The 15,829-nt window shown below is 42.3% G+C and carries 29 protein-coding genes and 2 pseudogenes; 2 read left to right on the forward strand and 29 right to left on the reverse strand.

Annotated features, from left to right (window positions below):
- Positions 1-251 precede the first annotated feature (251 nt).
- The 29 genes and pseudogenes from DL94_RS0111305 to DL94_RS14785 form a co-directional block, all read right to left on the reverse strand.
- On the reverse strand, positions 252-527 hold the full coding sequence (locus DL94_RS0111305) for a hypothetical protein (protein ID WP_028130249.1): 276 nt from the start codon (positions 525-527) through the stop codon (positions 252-254).
- Complete coding sequence (locus tag DL94_RS0111310) at positions 520-705, reverse strand: hypothetical protein (protein ID WP_028130250.1); 186 nt, start codon at positions 703-705, stop codon at positions 520-522. The genes DL94_RS0111305 and DL94_RS0111310 overlap by 8 nt, the downstream gene beginning before the upstream one ends.
- Entirely contained in the window at positions 698-898 is a 201-nt protein-coding gene (locus DL94_RS0111315) for a hypothetical protein (protein ID WP_028130251.1), read from the reverse strand. Before DL94_RS0111315 ends, DL94_RS0111310 begins: the two co-directional genes overlap by 8 nt.
- The gene (locus DL94_RS0111320; RefSeq protein ID WP_028130252.1) at positions 891-1,073 is read right to left on the reverse strand and encodes a hypothetical protein; all 183 of its coding nucleotides are present in this window, start codon (positions 1,071-1,073) and stop codon (positions 891-893) included. The genes DL94_RS0111315 and DL94_RS0111320 overlap by 8 nt, the downstream gene beginning before the upstream one ends.
- Positions 1,066-1,386, reverse strand: a complete 321-nt coding sequence (locus DL94_RS0111325; protein WP_028130253.1) for a hypothetical protein — start codon at positions 1,384-1,386, stop codon at positions 1,066-1,068. Before DL94_RS0111325 ends, DL94_RS0111320 begins: the two co-directional genes overlap by 8 nt.
- A 2-nt stretch (positions 1,387-1,388) precedes the next feature.
- The gene (locus DL94_RS16130) at positions 1,389-1,553 is read right to left on the reverse strand and encodes a hypothetical protein (protein ID WP_156031835.1); all 165 of its coding nucleotides are present in this window, start codon (positions 1,551-1,553) and stop codon (positions 1,389-1,391) included.
- A 2-nt stretch (positions 1,554-1,555) separates the two neighbouring features.
- Positions 1,556-1,738 (reverse strand): hypothetical protein, encoded by a 183-nt coding sequence (locus DL94_RS0111335; protein WP_028130254.1) that lies wholly within the window; start codon positions 1,736-1,738, stop codon positions 1,556-1,558.
- Positions 1,739-2,017: 279 nt separating this feature from the next.
- Positions 2,018-2,203, reverse strand: coding sequence for a hypothetical protein (locus tag DL94_RS0111340; RefSeq protein WP_028130255.1), 186 nt, complete (start codon positions 2,201-2,203; stop codon positions 2,018-2,020).
- A gap of 672 nt (positions 2,204-2,875) precedes the next feature.
- A complete protein-coding gene (locus tag DL94_RS0111355) occupies positions 2,876-3,088 on the reverse strand; it encodes a hypothetical protein (protein ID WP_028130256.1) in 213 nt (70 codons plus the stop codon).
- The gene (locus DL94_RS0111360) at positions 3,075-3,272 is read right to left on the reverse strand and encodes a hypothetical protein (RefSeq protein ID WP_156031839.1); all 198 of its coding nucleotides are present in this window, start codon (positions 3,270-3,272) and stop codon (positions 3,075-3,077) included. The genes DL94_RS0111355 and DL94_RS0111360 overlap by 14 nt, the downstream gene beginning before the upstream one ends.
- Entirely contained in the window at positions 3,265-3,432 is a 168-nt protein-coding gene (locus tag DL94_RS16135; protein WP_156031841.1) for a hypothetical protein, read from the reverse strand. Before DL94_RS16135 ends, DL94_RS0111360 begins: the two co-directional genes overlap by 8 nt.
- Positions 3,433-3,701: 269 nt before the next feature.
- Positions 3,702-3,851, reverse strand: a complete 150-nt coding sequence (locus DL94_RS16140) for a hypothetical protein (RefSeq protein ID WP_156031844.1) — start codon at positions 3,849-3,851, stop codon at positions 3,702-3,704.
- Positions 3,844-4,266 carry a nucleoside triphosphate pyrophosphohydrolase family protein gene (locus DL94_RS0111370; RefSeq protein WP_028130258.1) on the reverse strand — a complete coding sequence of 141 codons (423 nt, stop codon included), beginning with the start codon at positions 4,264-4,266 and terminating at the stop codon, positions 3,844-3,846. The genes DL94_RS16140 and DL94_RS0111370 overlap by 8 nt, the downstream gene beginning before the upstream one ends.
- A gap of 3 nt (positions 4,267-4,269) precedes the next feature.
- Positions 4,270-4,671, reverse strand: coding sequence for a hypothetical protein (locus DL94_RS0111375; protein ID WP_028130259.1), 402 nt, complete (start codon positions 4,669-4,671; stop codon positions 4,270-4,272).
- Positions 4,672-4,748: 77 nt separating this feature from the next.
- A complete protein-coding gene (locus tag DL94_RS0111380) occupies positions 4,749-5,255 on the reverse strand; it encodes a DNA cytosine methyltransferase (RefSeq protein WP_028130260.1) in 507 nt (168 codons plus the stop codon).
- Positions 5,256-5,447: 192 nt separating this feature from the next.
- Positions 5,448-6,278, reverse strand: a pseudogene (locus DL94_RS15885) (DNA cytosine methyltransferase); the annotation flags it as partial.
- Positions 6,279-6,326: 48 nt separating this feature from the next.
- On the reverse strand, positions 6,327-6,584 hold the full coding sequence (locus DL94_RS0111390) for a hypothetical protein (RefSeq protein ID WP_156031846.1): 258 nt from the start codon (positions 6,582-6,584) through the stop codon (positions 6,327-6,329).
- A complete protein-coding gene (locus DL94_RS0111395; RefSeq protein WP_028130262.1) occupies positions 6,532-7,947 on the reverse strand; it encodes a replicative DNA helicase in 1,416 nt (471 codons plus the stop codon). Before DL94_RS0111395 ends, DL94_RS0111390 begins: the two co-directional genes overlap by 53 nt.
- Positions 7,920-8,621 carry a helix-turn-helix domain-containing protein gene (locus tag DL94_RS15395; protein WP_051586433.1) on the reverse strand — a complete coding sequence of 234 codons (702 nt, stop codon included), beginning with the start codon at positions 8,619-8,621 and terminating at the stop codon, positions 7,920-7,922. Before DL94_RS15395 ends, DL94_RS0111395 begins: the two co-directional genes overlap by 28 nt.
- 12 nt (positions 8,622-8,633) lie before the next feature.
- Complete coding sequence (locus DL94_RS14775) at positions 8,634-9,002, reverse strand: single-stranded DNA-binding protein (RefSeq protein WP_051586434.1); 369 nt, start codon at positions 9,000-9,002, stop codon at positions 8,634-8,636.
- The gene (locus DL94_RS0111410; protein WP_028130263.1) at positions 8,995-9,696 is read right to left on the reverse strand and encodes a putative HNHc nuclease; all 702 of its coding nucleotides are present in this window, start codon (positions 9,694-9,696) and stop codon (positions 8,995-8,997) included. Before DL94_RS0111410 ends, DL94_RS14775 begins: the two co-directional genes overlap by 8 nt.
- Positions 9,693-10,427, reverse strand: a complete 735-nt coding sequence (locus DL94_RS15400; protein ID WP_051586435.1) for a hypothetical protein — start codon at positions 10,425-10,427, stop codon at positions 9,693-9,695. The genes DL94_RS0111410 and DL94_RS15400 overlap by 4 nt, the downstream gene beginning before the upstream one ends.
- Positions 10,428-10,439: 12 nt before the next feature.
- Positions 10,440-10,937, reverse strand: a complete 498-nt coding sequence (locus DL94_RS0111420; protein ID WP_028130264.1) for a siphovirus Gp157 family protein — start codon at positions 10,935-10,937, stop codon at positions 10,440-10,442.
- A gap of 2 nt (positions 10,938-10,939) precedes the next feature.
- Positions 10,940-11,251 (reverse strand): hypothetical protein, encoded by a 312-nt coding sequence (locus DL94_RS0111425; RefSeq protein WP_028130265.1) that lies wholly within the window; start codon positions 11,249-11,251, stop codon positions 10,940-10,942.
- Between the two features lie 439 nt (positions 11,252-11,690).
- The gene (locus tag DL94_RS16145) at positions 11,691-11,846 is read right to left on the reverse strand and encodes a hypothetical protein (protein ID WP_156031849.1); all 156 of its coding nucleotides are present in this window, start codon (positions 11,844-11,846) and stop codon (positions 11,691-11,693) included.
- Positions 11,834-11,986: a hypothetical protein gene (locus DL94_RS16150; protein ID WP_156031852.1), complete on the reverse strand. Its 153-nt coding sequence runs from the start codon at positions 11,984-11,986 to the stop codon at positions 11,834-11,836. Before DL94_RS16150 ends, DL94_RS16145 begins: the two co-directional genes overlap by 13 nt.
- A gap of 71 nt (positions 11,987-12,057) precedes the next feature.
- Positions 12,058-12,273 (reverse strand): annotated as a pseudogene (locus DL94_RS16600) (helix-turn-helix domain-containing protein); the annotation flags it as partial.
- Positions 12,274-12,491: 218 nt separating this feature from the next.
- Positions 12,492-12,845, reverse strand: a complete 354-nt coding sequence (locus tag DL94_RS0111450) for a hypothetical protein (RefSeq protein WP_028130268.1) — start codon at positions 12,843-12,845, stop codon at positions 12,492-12,494.
- A gap of 29 nt (positions 12,846-12,874) precedes the next feature.
- Positions 12,875-13,063 carry a helix-turn-helix domain-containing protein gene (locus DL94_RS14785; protein WP_037371841.1) on the reverse strand — a complete coding sequence of 63 codons (189 nt, stop codon included), beginning with the start codon at positions 13,061-13,063 and terminating at the stop codon, positions 12,875-12,877.
- Positions 13,064-13,220: 157 nt separating this feature from the next.
- On the opposite strand from DL94_RS14785, the gene DL94_RS15405 reads away from it, so the two are divergent.
- Both DL94_RS15405 and DL94_RS0111470 read left to right on the forward strand, forming a co-directional pair.
- Positions 13,221-13,964, forward strand: a complete 744-nt coding sequence (locus DL94_RS15405; RefSeq protein WP_051586437.1) for a helix-turn-helix domain-containing protein — start codon at positions 13,221-13,223, stop codon at positions 13,962-13,964.
- A 738-nt stretch (positions 13,965-14,702) separates the two neighbouring features.
- A complete protein-coding gene (locus DL94_RS0111470) occupies positions 14,703-15,743 on the forward strand; it encodes a site-specific integrase (RefSeq protein ID WP_028130270.1) in 1,041 nt (346 codons plus the stop codon).
- Positions 15,744-15,829 lie beyond the last annotated feature (86 nt).

Below are 15,829 nucleotides of genomic sequence, written 5' to 3' on the forward strand. Positions count from 1 at the left end.
CGACATCGATGTCGCTTGCAAATTTAACTCGTTTTGTCGAATTAACTTTTTAACTTAACTCGTTTAACTCAATTAAACCGAATTAGATTTTGCCATAATCTGCTAACTTAATCGTTAAACTCAATACGCATTTTTTAATTTCCTTGATGTAAGCAGGACACTTTTTACACTCACTACGCTTTGCTGTTTCCTCGCATAAGTGCTTTCTATACTTCATCAATCCGCCAGACAATATTATTCTGTCCGAATACTCATAACTCATTGCTATTCTCCTCTTCCCAGTTGTACAGCGAACCACCGACTCTCCTATACTTGTTTAATGCTACAGCACCATATATGTTTTCTAAAGTGCCAATTTCGTATATATATCCATTGGGCATATAGACTACCGCACTCCAACCAAGCCCAATATCTGCATACGACATAATACGAATGTCACTAGCCGTAATCGGTTCATCGTCCGTGTCTAAATCATGCTTGTTGAAATACTCAATGCAGAAGTTTGTTATTCGTTCTGTATTAGTCATTGCGTACCCCCTTATGCTCCTGCTTTAGCCATAGAGACTCGCACTCATTACAATCTTCCGAAGAACATTTTCCTTTAAATTCGCATAATCCACACGCATCTGTTTCATACTTGTATTTTCTCAGCCACTTAATAAACTGCTTATCTGACATCTGTGCCAGCCACTCACGGTTAGTCATTGTCAGCCTCCTTATATTCCTGCTTTAGCCACTCTCTTAATTTATCTTCGCAATCACTGCTTTCATTCTTATTAACGCCATGCCGTTTGCAATCTCTACATGACCACAACTCGCCGTTTTCGCAAATCCCCTCTGCAAATTCTTCGTCAGACATATCAATTAACTGCCATATTAGCCATTGTCTGTTAGTCATTGCTTTCACCCTCTTTATGCTCGGCCTTCAACCATTTTGTTATCATATCTTTAACAATGATTGTTCCGTCAACATCATCTGTTACGCTAAGCACTCGTGCATAAGCCTCGCCCTCAGCGATAAAATCTGCCACAATTTCATCACCTTGTGCTCTTAACCATTCCCCATTAGTCATTGTTAGCCTCAACCTCCATAACGCTAGTAACAACCTCAATAGCCTTATCAATTACTTTTTTGTTGCCATCACTCAGCGCATAAGACAAATCAAACTCGCAAAGTAGCTCACGCAAGTTATCTAATTTCTCGTTGCTCATACCTGCCTCAAATTCCTGGTTCAGCCAATCTTCCCACACCTGTACGCAATGTTTCGGTGCACAATCTTCTTCATTGTGATAAATACAACTGTCGCACATATCCATAGAAAATGTAGTCATGTATTGCGCTAATGCTTTATTGCTAAGTTTACGAATCCAATCACCTTTAGTCATTGTCAAACCTCCTCGTGCTCTCGACTTAACCAATCCCAAATCCCACTACCACAGTTTCGATTACAAAACTCCTTGTCACGGTCACAACACAGACATGGAATAAATCCTTCCAAGAAATCTGTTAATTCTTCTATCTCCATTTTTTGAATCCATTCCTTGTTAGTCATTGTCAGCCCTCCGCTTTAAACCCATACCAATGGTACGGCGAACAACATGATATTTTCCCAGAGTGACATAACTTACCACGCCCAAACGCTGGACAATCCTTACAATCCTTATCGTCTGTACTATCGCAAATTCTTTTAATCGTTTCCAACGCAGCTTGCATTTCCTTTTTATCTTTTGCTTTCATTGTCAGCCCTCCTTGGTGTCCACCGTTTCTTACATAATTCGTGAAAATCATCTCGCGGACACTTATCAATTTCAGCTACCCATTTACCTCGATACGGCTTATGCCTACAGCCCATTATTACGAAATTCTTACTAAAATACATAGGTTGCATTGACTCACATTTTTCGCAATACCTTGTTTGTTCTAATTCAGTCATTGTTATCCCTCCACGCCCAAAACATCAACACCGCGCACGTTGGCGCACAAAACAAAACGCCCGTCACAAACGCCGACCAGTGCTCAGTCATTTTCCGAACACTCCCAACCCTCACCGCCATCACAGTTACATTTGTTACTATCAACCTCTGATATTTCAGCACTTAACTCATAGTAGTGACAGCCATACTTTTTATAATTCTTCCCGTCCAAGGTAACATCATACTTAACAAAGTTTTTGCAATTCGCACAGCATTTATTTTCACTCATGCCCACACCTCCGCGCATAATCGATAAATTTTGCAGCCGCTTTTTCAACAAATTCGCGCTCACACTGTGTCTTGTTAAAACAATCATAGCAACCGACAATCCACCACCGTTGGCTCGCTCGCCTTACGCCGGTTAATGTGCTATCACAACTTGGACATGGCGGCAGTGGTATCTTTTCTAATTCTTCATCAGTCATAACTTCTTTTTCTTCTCACGTTTTACGAACTCATAAAACTCTTTATGTCGTTCCCACATTTCTTTTTTACGTTGTTTGCGCTTGCGTATTTGTTCAACCGGCTGGACGCGCCATGATAACCGTTTAATCAAACCCCATCACCATTCTCCCAATTTTTACCAAAACAAACAGTAAATCAATGACTATATACCCTATCAAGACAAGCCACCCAATTATCGGCATTTCCCATCTAAATTCTATTCGTTCTGTAAATAAACGTTTCAGCATTTAATCACCGCCTCCACAATGCCTTATCGCTTGCGTATTCATCAACCTTTTTGGGTTTGTACCATTTGCAATATTTTGTGCAAGTAAGCACTATCTCACCCGTGCTCATATCCTCACAGCCATCACAGCCATGCTCTCTAATGTGCTTGTTACTACCGTAATGGTCAAGTCTATATTGGTTATATAAAATGCACTCGCTATGCCTTGCTTTAATCATCGACAATCACCGCCGTTCCTGTTAACAACTCTTGCAAGATAAATGCGTCGAAAGATAAATATGGATTTTCATACGCGCCGTAGCTATTAAATCCATATTCTTCAAAACTGCAACTGTATCTTTGATTATCTATTTTTACTGTAAATCTTTCGCCCAACTTCTTCCCGAACATCTTGGCAACTTCTGCCATTTTATTCTCTGCCATCTGAACCACCTACCATTTCATTGATTATCTTTAACGCTTCACAGACTGCCCAATCAACGCCCATATCATAATCATCACCATAGCACGTTTCTATGCAACCAATTCGCTCCATCACTTCTTTTGCAAAATCAATTTTGCCTTGCGCATAACCTTTGCCATAGTAGAATAGCTCTTGCTCAGTCATTGCTTTCACGCTCCAATCGCTCATAAACTTCTTGCAACGCTTTAGCACAGTCTTTATAGCAATCACGGCTATCCTGGCTATCTCTTTTCACCTCAACAGGGCAGCCATCACAACCTTCCAGGCATGATGCTACTAAAATCCAAAACTCTTGCTTAGTCATTTTTGCTCACCTACTCAAAACAAATCTTGCCATCTCTTATTAACGCCTCTGCTGACTTATAGCCGTGTAGCTGCGCATGATAATTTGTTATGCAATACTCCATATACTCACCGCATATCAGACACGTACCGGCTCGCCATCTTGATTCATGTCGCGTGTTTTGCAGGTCGTTCCACGCTTTAGCTTTTACGCGCTGCTTTTCGATATCGGCGCATGCTGCATGATGGCATGATTGTATTTGTTCAACTAAGCCACTCGGCAAGCGTCTATTACTTGTTTTCTTTATACTCCCCATCAGGTCTGCCCCCGTCAGCTTTTTTCGCTATGATACACAGTGACCACAAAAACAACATTGTCAAGAGAGAACCGATATAACCTATCGTTGTGCCTATCATCAGCCCCATATAGTAATCACTCATTGTAGTAACCTCTGCTTGCGTTCTTGCAAAGTACCTTCTGCCGGAGTTTTCGCCGTTCATCATCATTGTAACCTAGCATTGCTAAGAGAGTTTCACACGCCTGCTGCACATCGCATGCCTCCTCCGCTACACGGTCTGTAGACTCGCCGTCGTTGTATGCGTCAGATACTTCCCTGATTTCTTCATAGATTTTCTGAATCTGCTGACCGGTGCTAGTCCGCAAAAATTTAATAGCCGGTTTCAATTCTTGGCCACCAAGATTATATTTTTCAGCAACCTCCCTGGCCGCCGTCAGTGCCTCATCGTAACCCTCGCTGTATCCTTCTTTGTATCCGTCATAATAACGGCGTGTACCTTCAATAGCTGCATCAATCATCTTATCTACGCCACGCATTGCCTGCTCTTTACTTTTCACAATTTATTCCCCTTTTGTTTTATCAAACTCTCTATTAGCCTCAATCATAGCTTTGTCGATATCAAATTTATATTCGTCTCTAAGTGCCACTAACAGTGTATCTAGTGGCTTAGCCCCACCATGCAACTTCAGCTCATGGTGAAGTGAAAGCATCTTTTTGTAGTACCGCATGATACGCTCTTTGCCGAAACCAAACTCATCGTGCAGTGCCATAAAACTCATGGCAAACATTTGCCGAATAAGTACCTCTGTTATGTCAGCTTTAAACTGTGGTTCGCATCTTTTTAGTATTTCAGTAACAGAATTTATGTTGCCGTACAATTCATTGTTATACTGTTGTTCCTTCAGATACGCCTTTTCTTTTGCTTTCCTTGAAAACCTAGCCATTTTTCTTGCCATGCCCATTACATATAACCTCCTAAAATCGATTCTGACTGCCCTAACTCCCCCTGTAACATGCCCGTTATGGTAAAGGGGTATAGTTATATACCCTTACCATTTGCCACCTCTGAAATACGCCTTATTACAAAATCGGCGCACGGCTGGGCCATGCCGTTACCAAGTGCTTTATAGCGTTTGGAGTCCGGTGCCGGTTTACTTTTATACTCAATATCTGTATAGCCATCGGGCAAGCCCTGGAGTCGTTCACATTCCGTTGGTGTGAGTCTGCGTACTGTGTTTGCTTTTGAATCCGGCCATAAGCAAGCGTCTACAGAGTTATTTCCTGCTCCTTTGTAAAAGGTAGCTGACAAGGTTCCTGCTATTTTAGGCTCACCAACAATCGGCGGCTGCTTATAATCACTTGCAGTCAATGGGTCAGTCTTATTTAGTGTAAACTGTGCCGACCGCTCATCATGCCCCATGCTATATGCTATAGCGTGTCTGTCTACTGTGTTTAGTGTTGGGCTTACGTCATGCCCTATGCCCAACTGATGACCACCGTTCTGATTAGCTCTGCCAATTATGTTTCCAGCTATTGTATGTACCATTGGCACGTTGCCCCCCTTGTCCCATCATGCTTGATAGCGTTTGAAATACACCATCTTCTCGATATTTAACCCTGCTGTCTTGTGGGTGATTCTCGATTATCTTGAACTCCATACACCAGTTTCCCCTCGTCTACATATTGGTTTCCTACGCCTTTATAATCTCTAGCGCATAAGCTCCCCACTATTCTTTGATTAGGGTTTCGCTGCCCCCCCCGAAACACCGCCACCTGCTTTTGCACCTTGTCTATACTTGAATCCGCTTGCGCTATCGAGTACCGCAGGATAACCCTGCCCTGCCTGACCACCGCCACAAGCCAAAGAGCAATGCCTTTCCTTCATTAAGATACCTTCGCCATTTCCTTTGGTAATTACACCGTAGCTTGCGCTATCAGTGCTTGCTCCAACATCGGTGGCAGTTTCTTGCCCCTTTCTTTTGCTCTCCGAAGAATCCCCATGCAAGCCTTGCTCGATAAAAAGTATTTCTCCGGCACTTCTGCCATCAAAATCTGCGACAAGAAAGATTCGTTTTCTACGCTGGGGGACTCCCCAATACTGAGCATCAAGTGTCCTCCACGCAAGTGAACTTGTGCCCCCCCATTCCACATAGCCTGACTCTGCCCATCGTCCATCTTTAGGCATTGGAATTTGGGTCTGACTGATTTCGCTGAGCACGGCTCTAAAATCAAGTCCTTTATTCGAACTAAAAGCCCCTGGCACGTTTTCCCACACGAAGAATCTTGGCGAACCTGTCCGTTTTCGTAATCCGTGAACAAGTTCAATTGCCGTTCTAAATAGTCCGCTGCGTTCACCGTTTAACCCCTCTCGCTTACCGGCCACTGACAGGTCTTGGCAAGGACTACCTGCACATATAATGTCAACCGGTTCTAATTTATCTACGTCAATCTTAGTTATATCGCCCATTTGCCTAACGTCAGGGAAATGGTGTGCCGTTACTGTGGCCGGAAAATCGTCGATTTCCGATGCCCATACCGGCTTAACTCCTGCGTGCTCGGCAGCCAGTAACCAACCGCCTAACCTATGCCATCAAACAACGAACCAAGTGTTAATGTTTTAGGCATTGGCATCACCTACTTTCTTCTTCACAAGCTCGTCAGCAATAATGTAATTCACTCTATGCTGCGACCTCTTAATAATTCTTCTAGCTGTGCGCTGTGGCATATTATCGTAGAGCATTTTATTTAACGCCCGTTGCTGTCGTTCTATTTCATGTTTAACCTGCGCCTTGCCCTGCTCTGACAATTGTTCCAGCCAAGGGTTAAGCAACTCCATCGTTGACATTTGGGGCAGGTTCTTCTTCCTCTTTAACATATTTCAAAGCCAACTCCTTATCGTCAGTGAATGCCAACGTATCGCCATGAAAATGGAGAGGGATAATCGCGCCACTCTCAACGTTACGTGCCTTACGGAACTCCAACAACATATTCCATAGGCCGACTTCATCAGCATTAACATAATCCCTTATCTCGTCCGGCTCAACTCTCCGAAGGTTTAACCATAGGTCAGCCTCATTCTTCATGCTTGAACCCTTGGCAAGTGTCTGCCCGTTGCTAGATAACTGCGCAACCATCACAATGACGATGCCCAATTCCTGCGCCGTAGTTTTCAGCACCCGTGCTGACTGCTCCATCATCTGCCACTCCTGCAAATCCTTCAGGCTCATAGTGTCCATTCGGCCTATGTAGTCAACCACGACCAGTTCCACGCCGAACCTGTCAACCATGCGCCGAATTTCCGCAACAACATTTGTCAGCTGCAAATCCGGAATAGTAACCGTATAGATTTTCTTCTTGGCAAACGTTTCAGCAGCCGCAACAATCTTCTCAAATCCACCGAAGTTTGGGTCAATACCATTTCTGATACTCCCATGTGACACCCCTGACAACAATGCTGCATATCGCCTTGCCTGCTGTTTGTCGCTCATTTCAGAGTTAAGATACAGCACCGCTTTATCGCTGACATACGCCACATCACGTACAATATTCATCGCAAAGGTTGACTTACCAACACCACTCCCTGCTGACAAGATAATCAAATCGGATTTTTCAAGGCCGCCTGTGTACTTATTCAGCATTTTGAAAGAGGTAAATATAACTTCCTTGTTGCGACGTTCTTTGTCCATGCGTTCTGCAACGGCATCTAACATCAGCTTTCCCATGTCTTCCGGCGTAAGATATGACCGCTTGGCTGTCAATGGTTCCCTTGCCATCAATGCCTTTTCAATCTCCGTGCAAATCTTATCCGGGTCAACATCGTTCTGTATGTCCGTAGTGATTTTGTTCTGCATGGCTATCAGCTCACGGTAAGCACGTTTCTTTTTTACCGCCTTAACTGAACCTGTAATAAACCCTTGCACGTTACTGCCAACCCACTGGCCACCCATCGTGCGTGTCACATAGAGAGAGTTAATTTCTACAATGCTCGACTTGGTTTGTATCTGCTCAATCTGAGAACGATACAGCTTTAAGGCACTGATAAGTGATAGCTCCTCACCCTTTGCATACATGCCTAAGAACAAGTTGAATAACTGCCGGTGCCCTTCCCAATAGAAATCCTGTGGCTTTATCTGTTCAAAGATATAATCAACTTCATGTTTCTTACCATTCATGAGAACGGATAGAATCATTTCTTCGCTTTCAGTGTCACTTACCGAATAACTTTTTTTGGTTTCCATGTATCATCACCACCTGAGAAGGTATTGACCTTATATACTCCATTGCCCATAGGCTTAGCTTTCTGAAGTGTACCTTGGTTATCATGCTTATCCCATGTAAGACACTTTTGTTTCCAGTTCTTAACTGCCTTACCATTGCCATCATGCCAACTTCCTGCATCGTAATAATCAAAGAACTTCTGAGCATCTACATTCAGTCTCTTTTCTAAGATGTACGCCCTTACTTCTTCAAGAGTAGGTGGAACGAATTTCTTCTTAGGCTTTGTTGTGTCGCTAGACACACTACTATTATTTTTAATATTCCTACTTGTATTATTACCTTGGACATTTTTGTCCAGGGGGGTATGGACATTTTTGTCTATACCCCCTAGACATTTTTGTCCATACCCTTGGACAATCGACAACCTTCGCTCTTGTTCATTGGTCAACTCAGATTTAGGACTCATTGATACATCAATGTACCCTTGTTCCTTTAAGTTTCCTACCCACCTAGATATTGTTTTGTTGCTAACTTTATACAGCTTTGCAAAATATGTGTTTGTTGCCCAGCAGAAACCTTTTTCATTGCATAAGCAGGTTATTTCCCCATACAACAGCTTTGCACCATCCGGTAAACTTTCGTCATACCTGACGTTAGCAGGGATAATAGCGTAGTATGATTTTTTATTATCCATTGCCTACCTCCGTCAAAACGGAATCTCCACTTCCTCATCCGCATTGGATTGATTAGCATCACCCTGTTTCCTATCTAAGAAATCAACGCCCTCATAAGGGTCTGCTACAATCTCTGTAATTGTGACCTTCTTACCTTCGCTGTTGTCGTACTGCCTAGTAGTCAGCTTACCTGTAATAGCAACCTTGCTGCCTTTATGAAGGGAATTACCACAAGCCTCAGCAGTCTTACCCCAAACAACCACAGGGAGAAAGTATGCTTTTTTGTGTTCGCCGTACCCATCATCGACAGCAAGTGTGAATGTACATACTGCCTTTCCTGACTGCGTGTACCGCACTTCCGGGTCACGAGTAAGCCGACCAATTTCAAAAACTTTATTCATTTTCATCCTTCTTTCTTGTGTTCAATCTGTATTTTTTAGCTAATTTTTCATCAAGTTTTACAGGTTCAATGTGATATTTTGCCATGAAGCTGCTATTGCCTATGCTGTGTAATTCGGTATGATGAACACGGCAAAGAGGCAATGCATCACGACCGATATGTATAACTTCATCACGGTCATTGCCCATACCAATAGCATCCACATGATGTAAATCCGCAGGCTTACCGCAGATACAGCACCGCTTATTCATTAGGCAAGCGTAAACATATTTGCTTATATCCTCACACTGCTCTATAAGCGGCACCTTTGTTGGAATATCATTCTTGACGATAAACTCAATCAGATACGTGATAAACTCACGGGCTGTGCTCATGTCACATGATGACAGGGAAAATAACTGCCGTTCCTGTGATTCCATCCGCTTTAGAATGAAGTCCCATTTCATAACCTGCTTGGCATCTTCTACTGTTTCCGGCGTTTGTTTGCCGTCTATCCACTCAGCTATTTCACTTAGAAGGGCATAACATTTGCGTCGTTGTTCAGGGCTTATCCTGCGACCGTCAGGCAGGATAATTTCTACTTCACCATATTTCCGGTCTAATGCATGATACAGATTGGGGAGAGTGGCTTTAATTGTGGCCACCCCTCCCTCGTCTATATCCATAATGTGACCGACTGCTCTTTCAGTAATCATGCTGATTCTTCCATTACCCATTTTTCAAGGTTAGCAGCTAACTCACTAACCTCACCCACGGTCATGTCCTCTGTCTTAATCTTGCCGATTTTAACACCGGATATTGCTTTTACCTCATCCCACGTGCAGCCAATCCTCTCTACTTCGGCTTTAAGCTGGTGCTTAGCCTTGGCCATTAAATCGTTGTTTGCAGAGGCTTTGGCCGGTGCTTGGGTATAACTATTAGGCTTTGTGTTTTGCGTGCGTCCTACGCTGTTCTGCGCGTTCTGAGCAACATAATCACGTCTAGCATACTTTGAATCACTGGCACCGTTGGCAACTAACCCACGGTAAACGTCAGCCGCAACGCCAATCATTTTCATAGCCGTGCCCAGGGCATCTGTAACGGCCATTTTCATAGCCTCGTCATTGCCGTGAATGCCGTTCTTATCCTTCTTAATTAAGAAGTCGCCGCCGTATGCCGGGATAGGTTCGCTCCATGTCTCACCTTGTTTGTAATAAAAGCTAATCATTACAAACACCATTGTTTCCCCGGTGCTAACAGGCTGTGCCCAATGGGAATCGATAGTAAATTTCCAGCCAATGCCACAAGGTCCAAATTGATTCGTTACTGCCTCATATCTCCACTGAGGGTTTATATCACTTTTTCCTTTCAGGTTGCCAAAACTAATAGGTTTCAGCGCATCGTTTGGTGGTGTACAAAGACTGTTATATATACTCATGTTTTCCATTGCATTTCCTCCTTAATAACTAAGACTTACTGCCTGCTCTAAATGGCAGCCTTCAATCGTTTCCCCGGCCTTAATAGCGGCCTTGATTGCAACCTTGTCTAAGCTAATCTCAACTTTCTGTTTCTCAAACTTAGACGGGATTTTACTTATGTCGTCAATGACCAATGCCGGAGGGTTTTTCTTCAGCTTTAATTCACCTGCGCCGGTCATGATTGACTTCATGCCCATCTTTTCCATAGCGTACATATATGCAGTGAGCATACGTTTCTTACGATTCTCTAACGACTTGATATAGTCGTCATATTTCTTCTTGCGTGCTTTGGCACCGGCAATGTTTTCATCAATGCTATTGAGCCAGTTAATACCGTTTTCCGCTTTGGTTTTTACGTCATCGACCACAGCAACCAATGCTGCGTTAATGTCGTCCTGTGATACGTCAGGTTCCCCGGCCAACGCCATTACAGCGTCATAACGTTCTGCAATAGCTCCCATACTTTCAGGTCTATCCATCGTCAAGCTACCTCCTGTCCTTTCATAAAACCAACAAAAACACTGGCCTCGTCGTTTGCTATGAATACTTCTGACTCACTTCTCACGGAATCATCAGCCTTCAGCCATACCTCGCATACGTTGTAACCACAGTTCTGCGCATTGAATAACATGATGTAACGGCTGTTCTCAACCGCTCCACCGCCTGCGCCTTCCCACGATACACACGTCATTGTCAGTAACGGCTGATATCTATCTTCGTGACGGTCAATGATTTTCTTTATTGCCTCCGGTGCGCTGTCATACGTAACCGGGACGTTAAACTTGTCATACATTGTCAAGCACCTCCATGTGTGCTATAATAGACATACCTTTCAATAATTGTTTAGGTTTACCGTTGGAGAGAGTCGCTGTTACTGCAGCGACTTTTTCTTTTACCATAAGCCACGAATGATTAACATTTGAACTGCTATCCATGCTCCAACACCTGCACCTGCTAAGAAAATCACGCTCCAACCTAACGGCGTAAAATATGGTAATCGTTTCATCCATCAACCCTCCTGTTACTCTGAACAATCATTTGCGCTTTTGTTCTAAAATACGGGCATTTGACTTCTGCGCTCTTGCTAAAAGGATTCCATTCCCAAAATTCAACATAAGTATCTGGAACGTAACGATTATGATGTGGGCAGTTATAATTTCTGCATTTATATCTGCTGTATTCCGCTTTTCTTGAGTGCTGACAGACTAACACATCATAGAACTCTGCTCCCATTACCAGCCTCCTGCTACAAAGTCAGATATACCTAAAAGGCATATTGACCACATAATCAGCCCTACAATATAACCTGCTACCCTAAGCAGGTCTTTTTTATTGCGCTTTTTCTGACGGCTTACTTCCTTTGCCCTGCGCTCAGTCAGTCTCTCCATTTTTCAATGTCCTCCTCTGCCCAATCTTCATCGCCATAGATGCTGTAGATTTCTTCATCGTCCTCATCAAACTCAGACAACGACCTATAATCGCGCTCGTCATACATCGTGTCATAGCTAATAGTGAAGTCTTTATCCATAACCCTAGCCTCCTCCATACGCTTGGTTGTTCAATCGGTGCTACACTAAATCGTGGCAGCCAGTAGTCAATCAGTTCACCGTTACAGCCGTAGGTCTTATCCATGTTTCTGACTAACCACTTCGGCGCGTCCTTCCGGCCAAGTTCAATGTCAATCAACGTCCGGCGACTGACTGTAAATATTTCTGCTGCCTGCTCTAGTGTCCATCCTCGCAATAGTCTCAGCTTGCGATAAGGTGTAATTTTTTGCACCTTGCTGCTATCTGTGAAAAGGTCATCGTCAATCATTGCCCGACACCCCCTATTCAGATATGCTTAGATAGAATAGTAACGCTCGTTAAAGTATCTCCGACTGACACGCCCTGCATACGTCAGATATCCTTTTTCATTCAACTCGGTATTGAGTTGTTTGATAATCTTGTATGCCTGAGCGCGTGAACAATCAAAGAAACTCCTAACCTCGTTTACCCTTACCCACGGATTCTCCCTAGCCACAATTCATCACCTCACACAAACGGCATTGCCGGTGCGATATCTACAATCAAAGTCTCTTTACTGATATATGCAATAACAACATCAGTATCATCAAAGCTAAGCACGCCTGCGGTACCGTCCGTAAACTCAACTACGAATTTTCCTTCAACGCCATTTTCATCCAGTGTTACCGCTACATTTTTTACCGTGCTGTCATAGCCACCTGTTATCTCCACATCGTCAAGCCGTGCTGAAGTGATGGGAAGTTTCTGTTTTTCAATGTCGGCCATAACCGCACTTTGAAACTGGTCACATTCATACTGCTTATCCTCGGCAGGCTTATCTGCCTTATTGATAAGACTGAATTTAATTTGATGGATAATCATTTCTTACGCCTCCTTAATGTTATGTAACATCACGGTTTAGAGCACAACAAAGCATCGACATTGCACCCTAATGCTTTTGCTAAGCCTGGCAGCATGTCTGTTCTCGGCTTATTTATGCCAAGTTCCCATAGCGTTACTGTGGTTCTACCTACGCCTAGCTTCTCTGCCAGCCTTTTTTGGGATAGCCCCTTTTTTTCCCGTAGTTCCTTTAGTTTCATTTTCACAATCTCACCTCCCAATGTTACGTTACATAACGTCTTTATACTCTGTATTATACGTTATGTAAAATAACATGTCAATAGGTAAGGTGATAAAATATTACGCCTTTATGTGTTATTTACGATAACATATAATAATGATATGAGGTGATTTGTTATGACTACCGGACAAAGGTTAAAAATGCTCAGGGAGCAACGAGGGCAGTCACAGGCTGATATCGCCAAGCTACTAGGCATAGGCCGAACAACATACCTAAAATATGAGAACGGCGAAAACAAGCCTACACGAAAGCTGAAAGAACTATCTGCTCTTTTTAATGTCACCAGCGATTATATTATGGGGCTATCTGATGACCCTCACGGTACAATGGTACCTGAAGGTAAAGGATTCTATGAGCATTATATTGGTGATGCCGTTGCATTGACAGAAGAAGAACAGTCTTTCCTTACCGCTTTTCGCAATGCTGATGAAGTGCATAAGAATCTTGCGTATGCTGCTCTACAAGCAGGTATGCAGGGTAATGTTGTCGAAACACCTATTATAGAACGTCAATTAACAGATGATGAAATGGCCGATGGAGTCAATTATGTTTTCGACAACTATATAAAATTACACTATGAATGGTATGAATGGGACGGTAAAGGGCATGAAGGTCGTTATATTTGGATTTGCCCCCATAGTCCTGTAGATGAGGCTGAAGTGGCACTTGATTTATATAACGAGAATCCTGAATATGTAAAAATATGGGAATTAAAAATAATATTTAATATGATAAAGCCGATAATTGATGCTCCGAAAGATAAACAAAAAGAAATAGCTATAGCTTTTACTGATAAATTTCTTCAAGATTGGATTGAGCATTATAAACGTTTCAAAGAACCTGACAACCTTATATTCTAATTGATAGGTGGAGATTACTATGCGAGAGGTTTTAAAAAATCTTTATGACAAGCACCCTAATGCGTTTATTCCATTAGTTATAATATGGACATTTAGCGTTATGTCTTTCTATGGGATATATTACGGTATAGAGATTCTTTGCAGGTATATAAGAAAATATTTTTATGAGCAACATAATTACATAATGGCTTTAATATGCGTATCTATTTCTGCATTTCTTTTAAGGTTGATATGGGAGTTAATTAACAATATCACTATCTTTATTTGTGAGTCTTTTGATATAACGTTCTACACTGCTGCTTATATTTTATGTTTTATAGCATTTATTTCTTTTACTGTATCTTTCGAAGTAAGGGCGTATATGAATAAAGAAAGCCACGAACCATTATAAGCATCAACCATTTTACTAATGCCAGAAAAATAGTATAACAAAAAGCCGCCCCAACTTAATGAGGCGGCTATGTTAATGAATCGTATTAGATGGTGACAATTTGTCACCGACCATATTTCAAGGCGGTTATGTCTATAAATGGATGAAGCCCCAGCTATTAACCGGGGCTGTGAATTGTCGAGCGGTTCGGCACCGTTCAGCCCTGCATTCGAGATTTACCGCTGAGATTAGGGCGGTGCGACAGAATGAGTAGCCGCTGTAGATAGCCGACACGCCTGAGCGCATCATATAATAATTTTACGGATAAGTGATTATACCACAATACTTTACAGAAGGGAAGTGTTATTTTGCCATCTTACAAAAATGCTGAGCGCAACACGTGGTACTGCGCCTTCTACTTTACAGATTGGCAAGGTAAGCGCAAGAAGAAAAAGAAGGAAGGCTTTAAGACTAAACGTGAGGCTCAGGAATGGGAACGCAAGTTCTTGGAACAGTATGCTGGTACTCCGGATATATCTTTTGATGTCTTAGTTAAAACGTATTTAGCGAGACAAAAAGAACTCATTAGCGAGGCCTCATATTATAATACAGTATTCCTCACTAACAAATATATCCTTCCGTATTTTAACAATACGCCTATAAACAAAATCAATAAGCAGAGTATAACAGGATGGAAGAATCATGTCATGTCCGATGATATGAAACCATCATATAAAAAATCCATCTATATACGGCTTAAACAAATATTTAATTTCGCGATTGACTATTATAATCTCCCGTACAATCCATGCCCTAACAATTTATCATTAGGACAAATTGTACCACTACAAAACTATTGGACTATTGATGAGTTTAGACAATTTGCTACCACACTTAATAAGCCTCATCACATTATGGCATTCTATTTATTGTTTTGGACAGGCATCAGATGCGGAGAGTTACTAGCACTGACATGGAATGATGTAGACTTCTCGGATAATTCGCTATCTATTAGTAAAAGTTACAAACGATTACACAAGAAGGATATATTGACCTCCGGTAAAACGGCAGCTAGTAGACGTATCGTTATCATGCCTCAGTTTATAGCCGACATGCTAAAAGACTTTCAGCGCATGAATCTATATAGCGGAAATAGAATATTTGACTTTTCCTCCGCAACATTGAATAATAAGTTAATCAGAGGTGCAGAAATCGCCGGAGTAAAAAGGATACGAATACATGACTTGCGACACTCTCACGCATCCATGCTCATCAATGCTGGCTTTCAACCTATAGATGTTGCTGACCGGCTAGGGCACTCTAATGCAAATATCACATTGAAAGTGTACAGTCACTTCTATGACACAAAAAGATATGAGCTTGCCAACAAACTTAATGATATGCATTAGTACGCTTTTAGTACGTTATAAACAAAAAAGACTCCGCACCCCTTATAAACAAAGGGAGTACGGAGTCTTTTTTATTATACGAGCTC

This window comes from Selenomonas sp. AE3005 (assembly GCF_000686945.1).
Lineage (GTDB): Bacteria > Bacillota > Negativicutes > Selenomonadales > Selenomonadaceae > Selenomonas_A.

Coding starts and splice junctions, on each gene's coding strand:
- DL94_RS16140 (WP_156031844.1), bottom strand. CDS start 3,851: ATGAGTGATTACTATATGGGGCTGATGATAGGCACAACGATAGGTTAT.
- DL94_RS0111310 (WP_028130250.1), bottom strand. CDS start 705: ATGACTAACCGTGAGTGGCTGGCACAGATGTCAGATAAGCAGTTTATT.
- DL94_RS0111450 (WP_028130268.1), bottom strand. CDS start 12,845: ATGATTATCCATCAAATTAAATTCAGTCTTATCAATAAGGCAGATAAG.
- DL94_RS16150 (WP_156031852.1), bottom strand. CDS start 11,986: ATGGATAAAGACTTCACTATTAGCTATGACACGATGTATGACGAGCGC.
- DL94_RS16130 (WP_156031835.1), bottom strand. CDS start 1,553: ATGACTAACAAGGAATGGATTCAAAAAATGGAGATAGAAGAATTAACA.
- DL94_RS0111340 (WP_028130255.1), bottom strand. CDS start 2,203: ATGAGTGAAAATAAATGCTGTGCGAATTGCAAAAACTTTGTTAAGTAT.
- DL94_RS15405 (WP_051586437.1), top strand. CDS start 13,221: ATGACTACCGGACAAAGGTTAAAAATGCTCAGGGAGCAACGAGGGCAG.
- DL94_RS0111425 (WP_028130265.1), bottom strand. CDS start 11,251: ATGTATGACAAGTTTAACGTCCCGGTTACGTATGACAGCGCACCGGAG.
- DL94_RS0111325 (WP_028130253.1), bottom strand. CDS start 1,386: ATGACTAAAGGTGATTGGATTCGTAAACTTAGCAATAAAGCATTAGCG.
- DL94_RS0111355 (WP_028130256.1), bottom strand. CDS start 3,088: ATGGCAGAGAATAAAATGGCAGAAGTTGCCAAGATGTTCGGGAAGAAG.
- DL94_RS14775 (WP_051586434.1), bottom strand. CDS start 9,002: ATGAATAAAGTTTTTGAAATTGGTCGGCTTACTCGTGACCCGGAAGTG.
- DL94_RS15395 (WP_051586433.1), bottom strand. CDS start 8,621: ATGGATAATAAAAAATCATACTACGCTATTATCCCTGCTAACGTCAGG.
- DL94_RS0111305 (WP_028130249.1), bottom strand. CDS start 527: ATGACTAATACAGAACGAATAACAAACTTCTGCATTGAGTATTTCAAC.
- DL94_RS0111315 (WP_028130251.1), bottom strand. CDS start 898: ATGACTAACAGACAATGGCTAATATGGCAGTTAATTGATATGTCTGAC.
- DL94_RS0111360 (WP_156031839.1), bottom strand. CDS start 3,272: ATGACTGAGCAAGAGCTATTCTACTATGGCAAAGGTTATGCGCAAGGC.
- DL94_RS15400 (WP_051586435.1), bottom strand. CDS start 10,427: ATGGAAAACATGAGTATATATAACAGTCTTTGTACACCACCAAACGAT.
- DL94_RS0111335 (WP_028130254.1), bottom strand. CDS start 1,738: ATGAAAGCAAAAGATAAAAAGGAAATGCAAGCTGCGTTGGAAACGATT.
- DL94_RS14785 (WP_037371841.1), bottom strand. CDS start 13,063: ATGAAACTAAAGGAACTACGGGAAAAAAAGGGGCTATCCCAAAAAAGG.
- DL94_RS0111390 (WP_156031846.1), bottom strand. CDS start 6,584: ATGTTAAAGAGGAAGAAGAACCTGCCCCAAATGTCAACGATGGAGTTG.
- DL94_RS16135 (WP_156031841.1), bottom strand. CDS start 3,432: ATGACTAAGCAAGAGTTTTGGATTTTAGTAGCATCATGCCTGGAAGGT.
- DL94_RS0111410 (WP_028130263.1), bottom strand. CDS start 9,696: ATGATTACTGAAAGAGCAGTCGGTCACATTATGGATATAGACGAGGGA.
- DL94_RS0111380 (WP_028130260.1), bottom strand. CDS start 5,255: ATGGTACATACAATAGCTGGAAACATAATTGGCAGAGCTAATCAGAAC.
- DL94_RS0111395 (WP_028130262.1), bottom strand. CDS start 7,947: ATGGAAACCAAAAAAAGTTATTCGGTAAGTGACACTGAAAGCGAAGAA.
- DL94_RS0111375 (WP_028130259.1), bottom strand. CDS start 4,671: ATGGGCATGGCAAGAAAAATGGCTAGGTTTTCAAGGAAAGCAAAAGAA.
- DL94_RS0111320 (WP_028130252.1), bottom strand. CDS start 1,073: ATGACTAATGGGGAATGGTTAAGAGCACAAGGTGATGAAATTGTGGCA.
- DL94_RS0111420 (WP_028130264.1), bottom strand. CDS start 10,937: ATGGATAGACCTGAAAGTATGGGAGCTATTGCAGAACGTTATGACGCT.
- DL94_RS16145 (WP_156031849.1), bottom strand. CDS start 11,846: ATGGAGAGACTGACTGAGCGCAGGGCAAAGGAAGTAAGCCGTCAGAAA.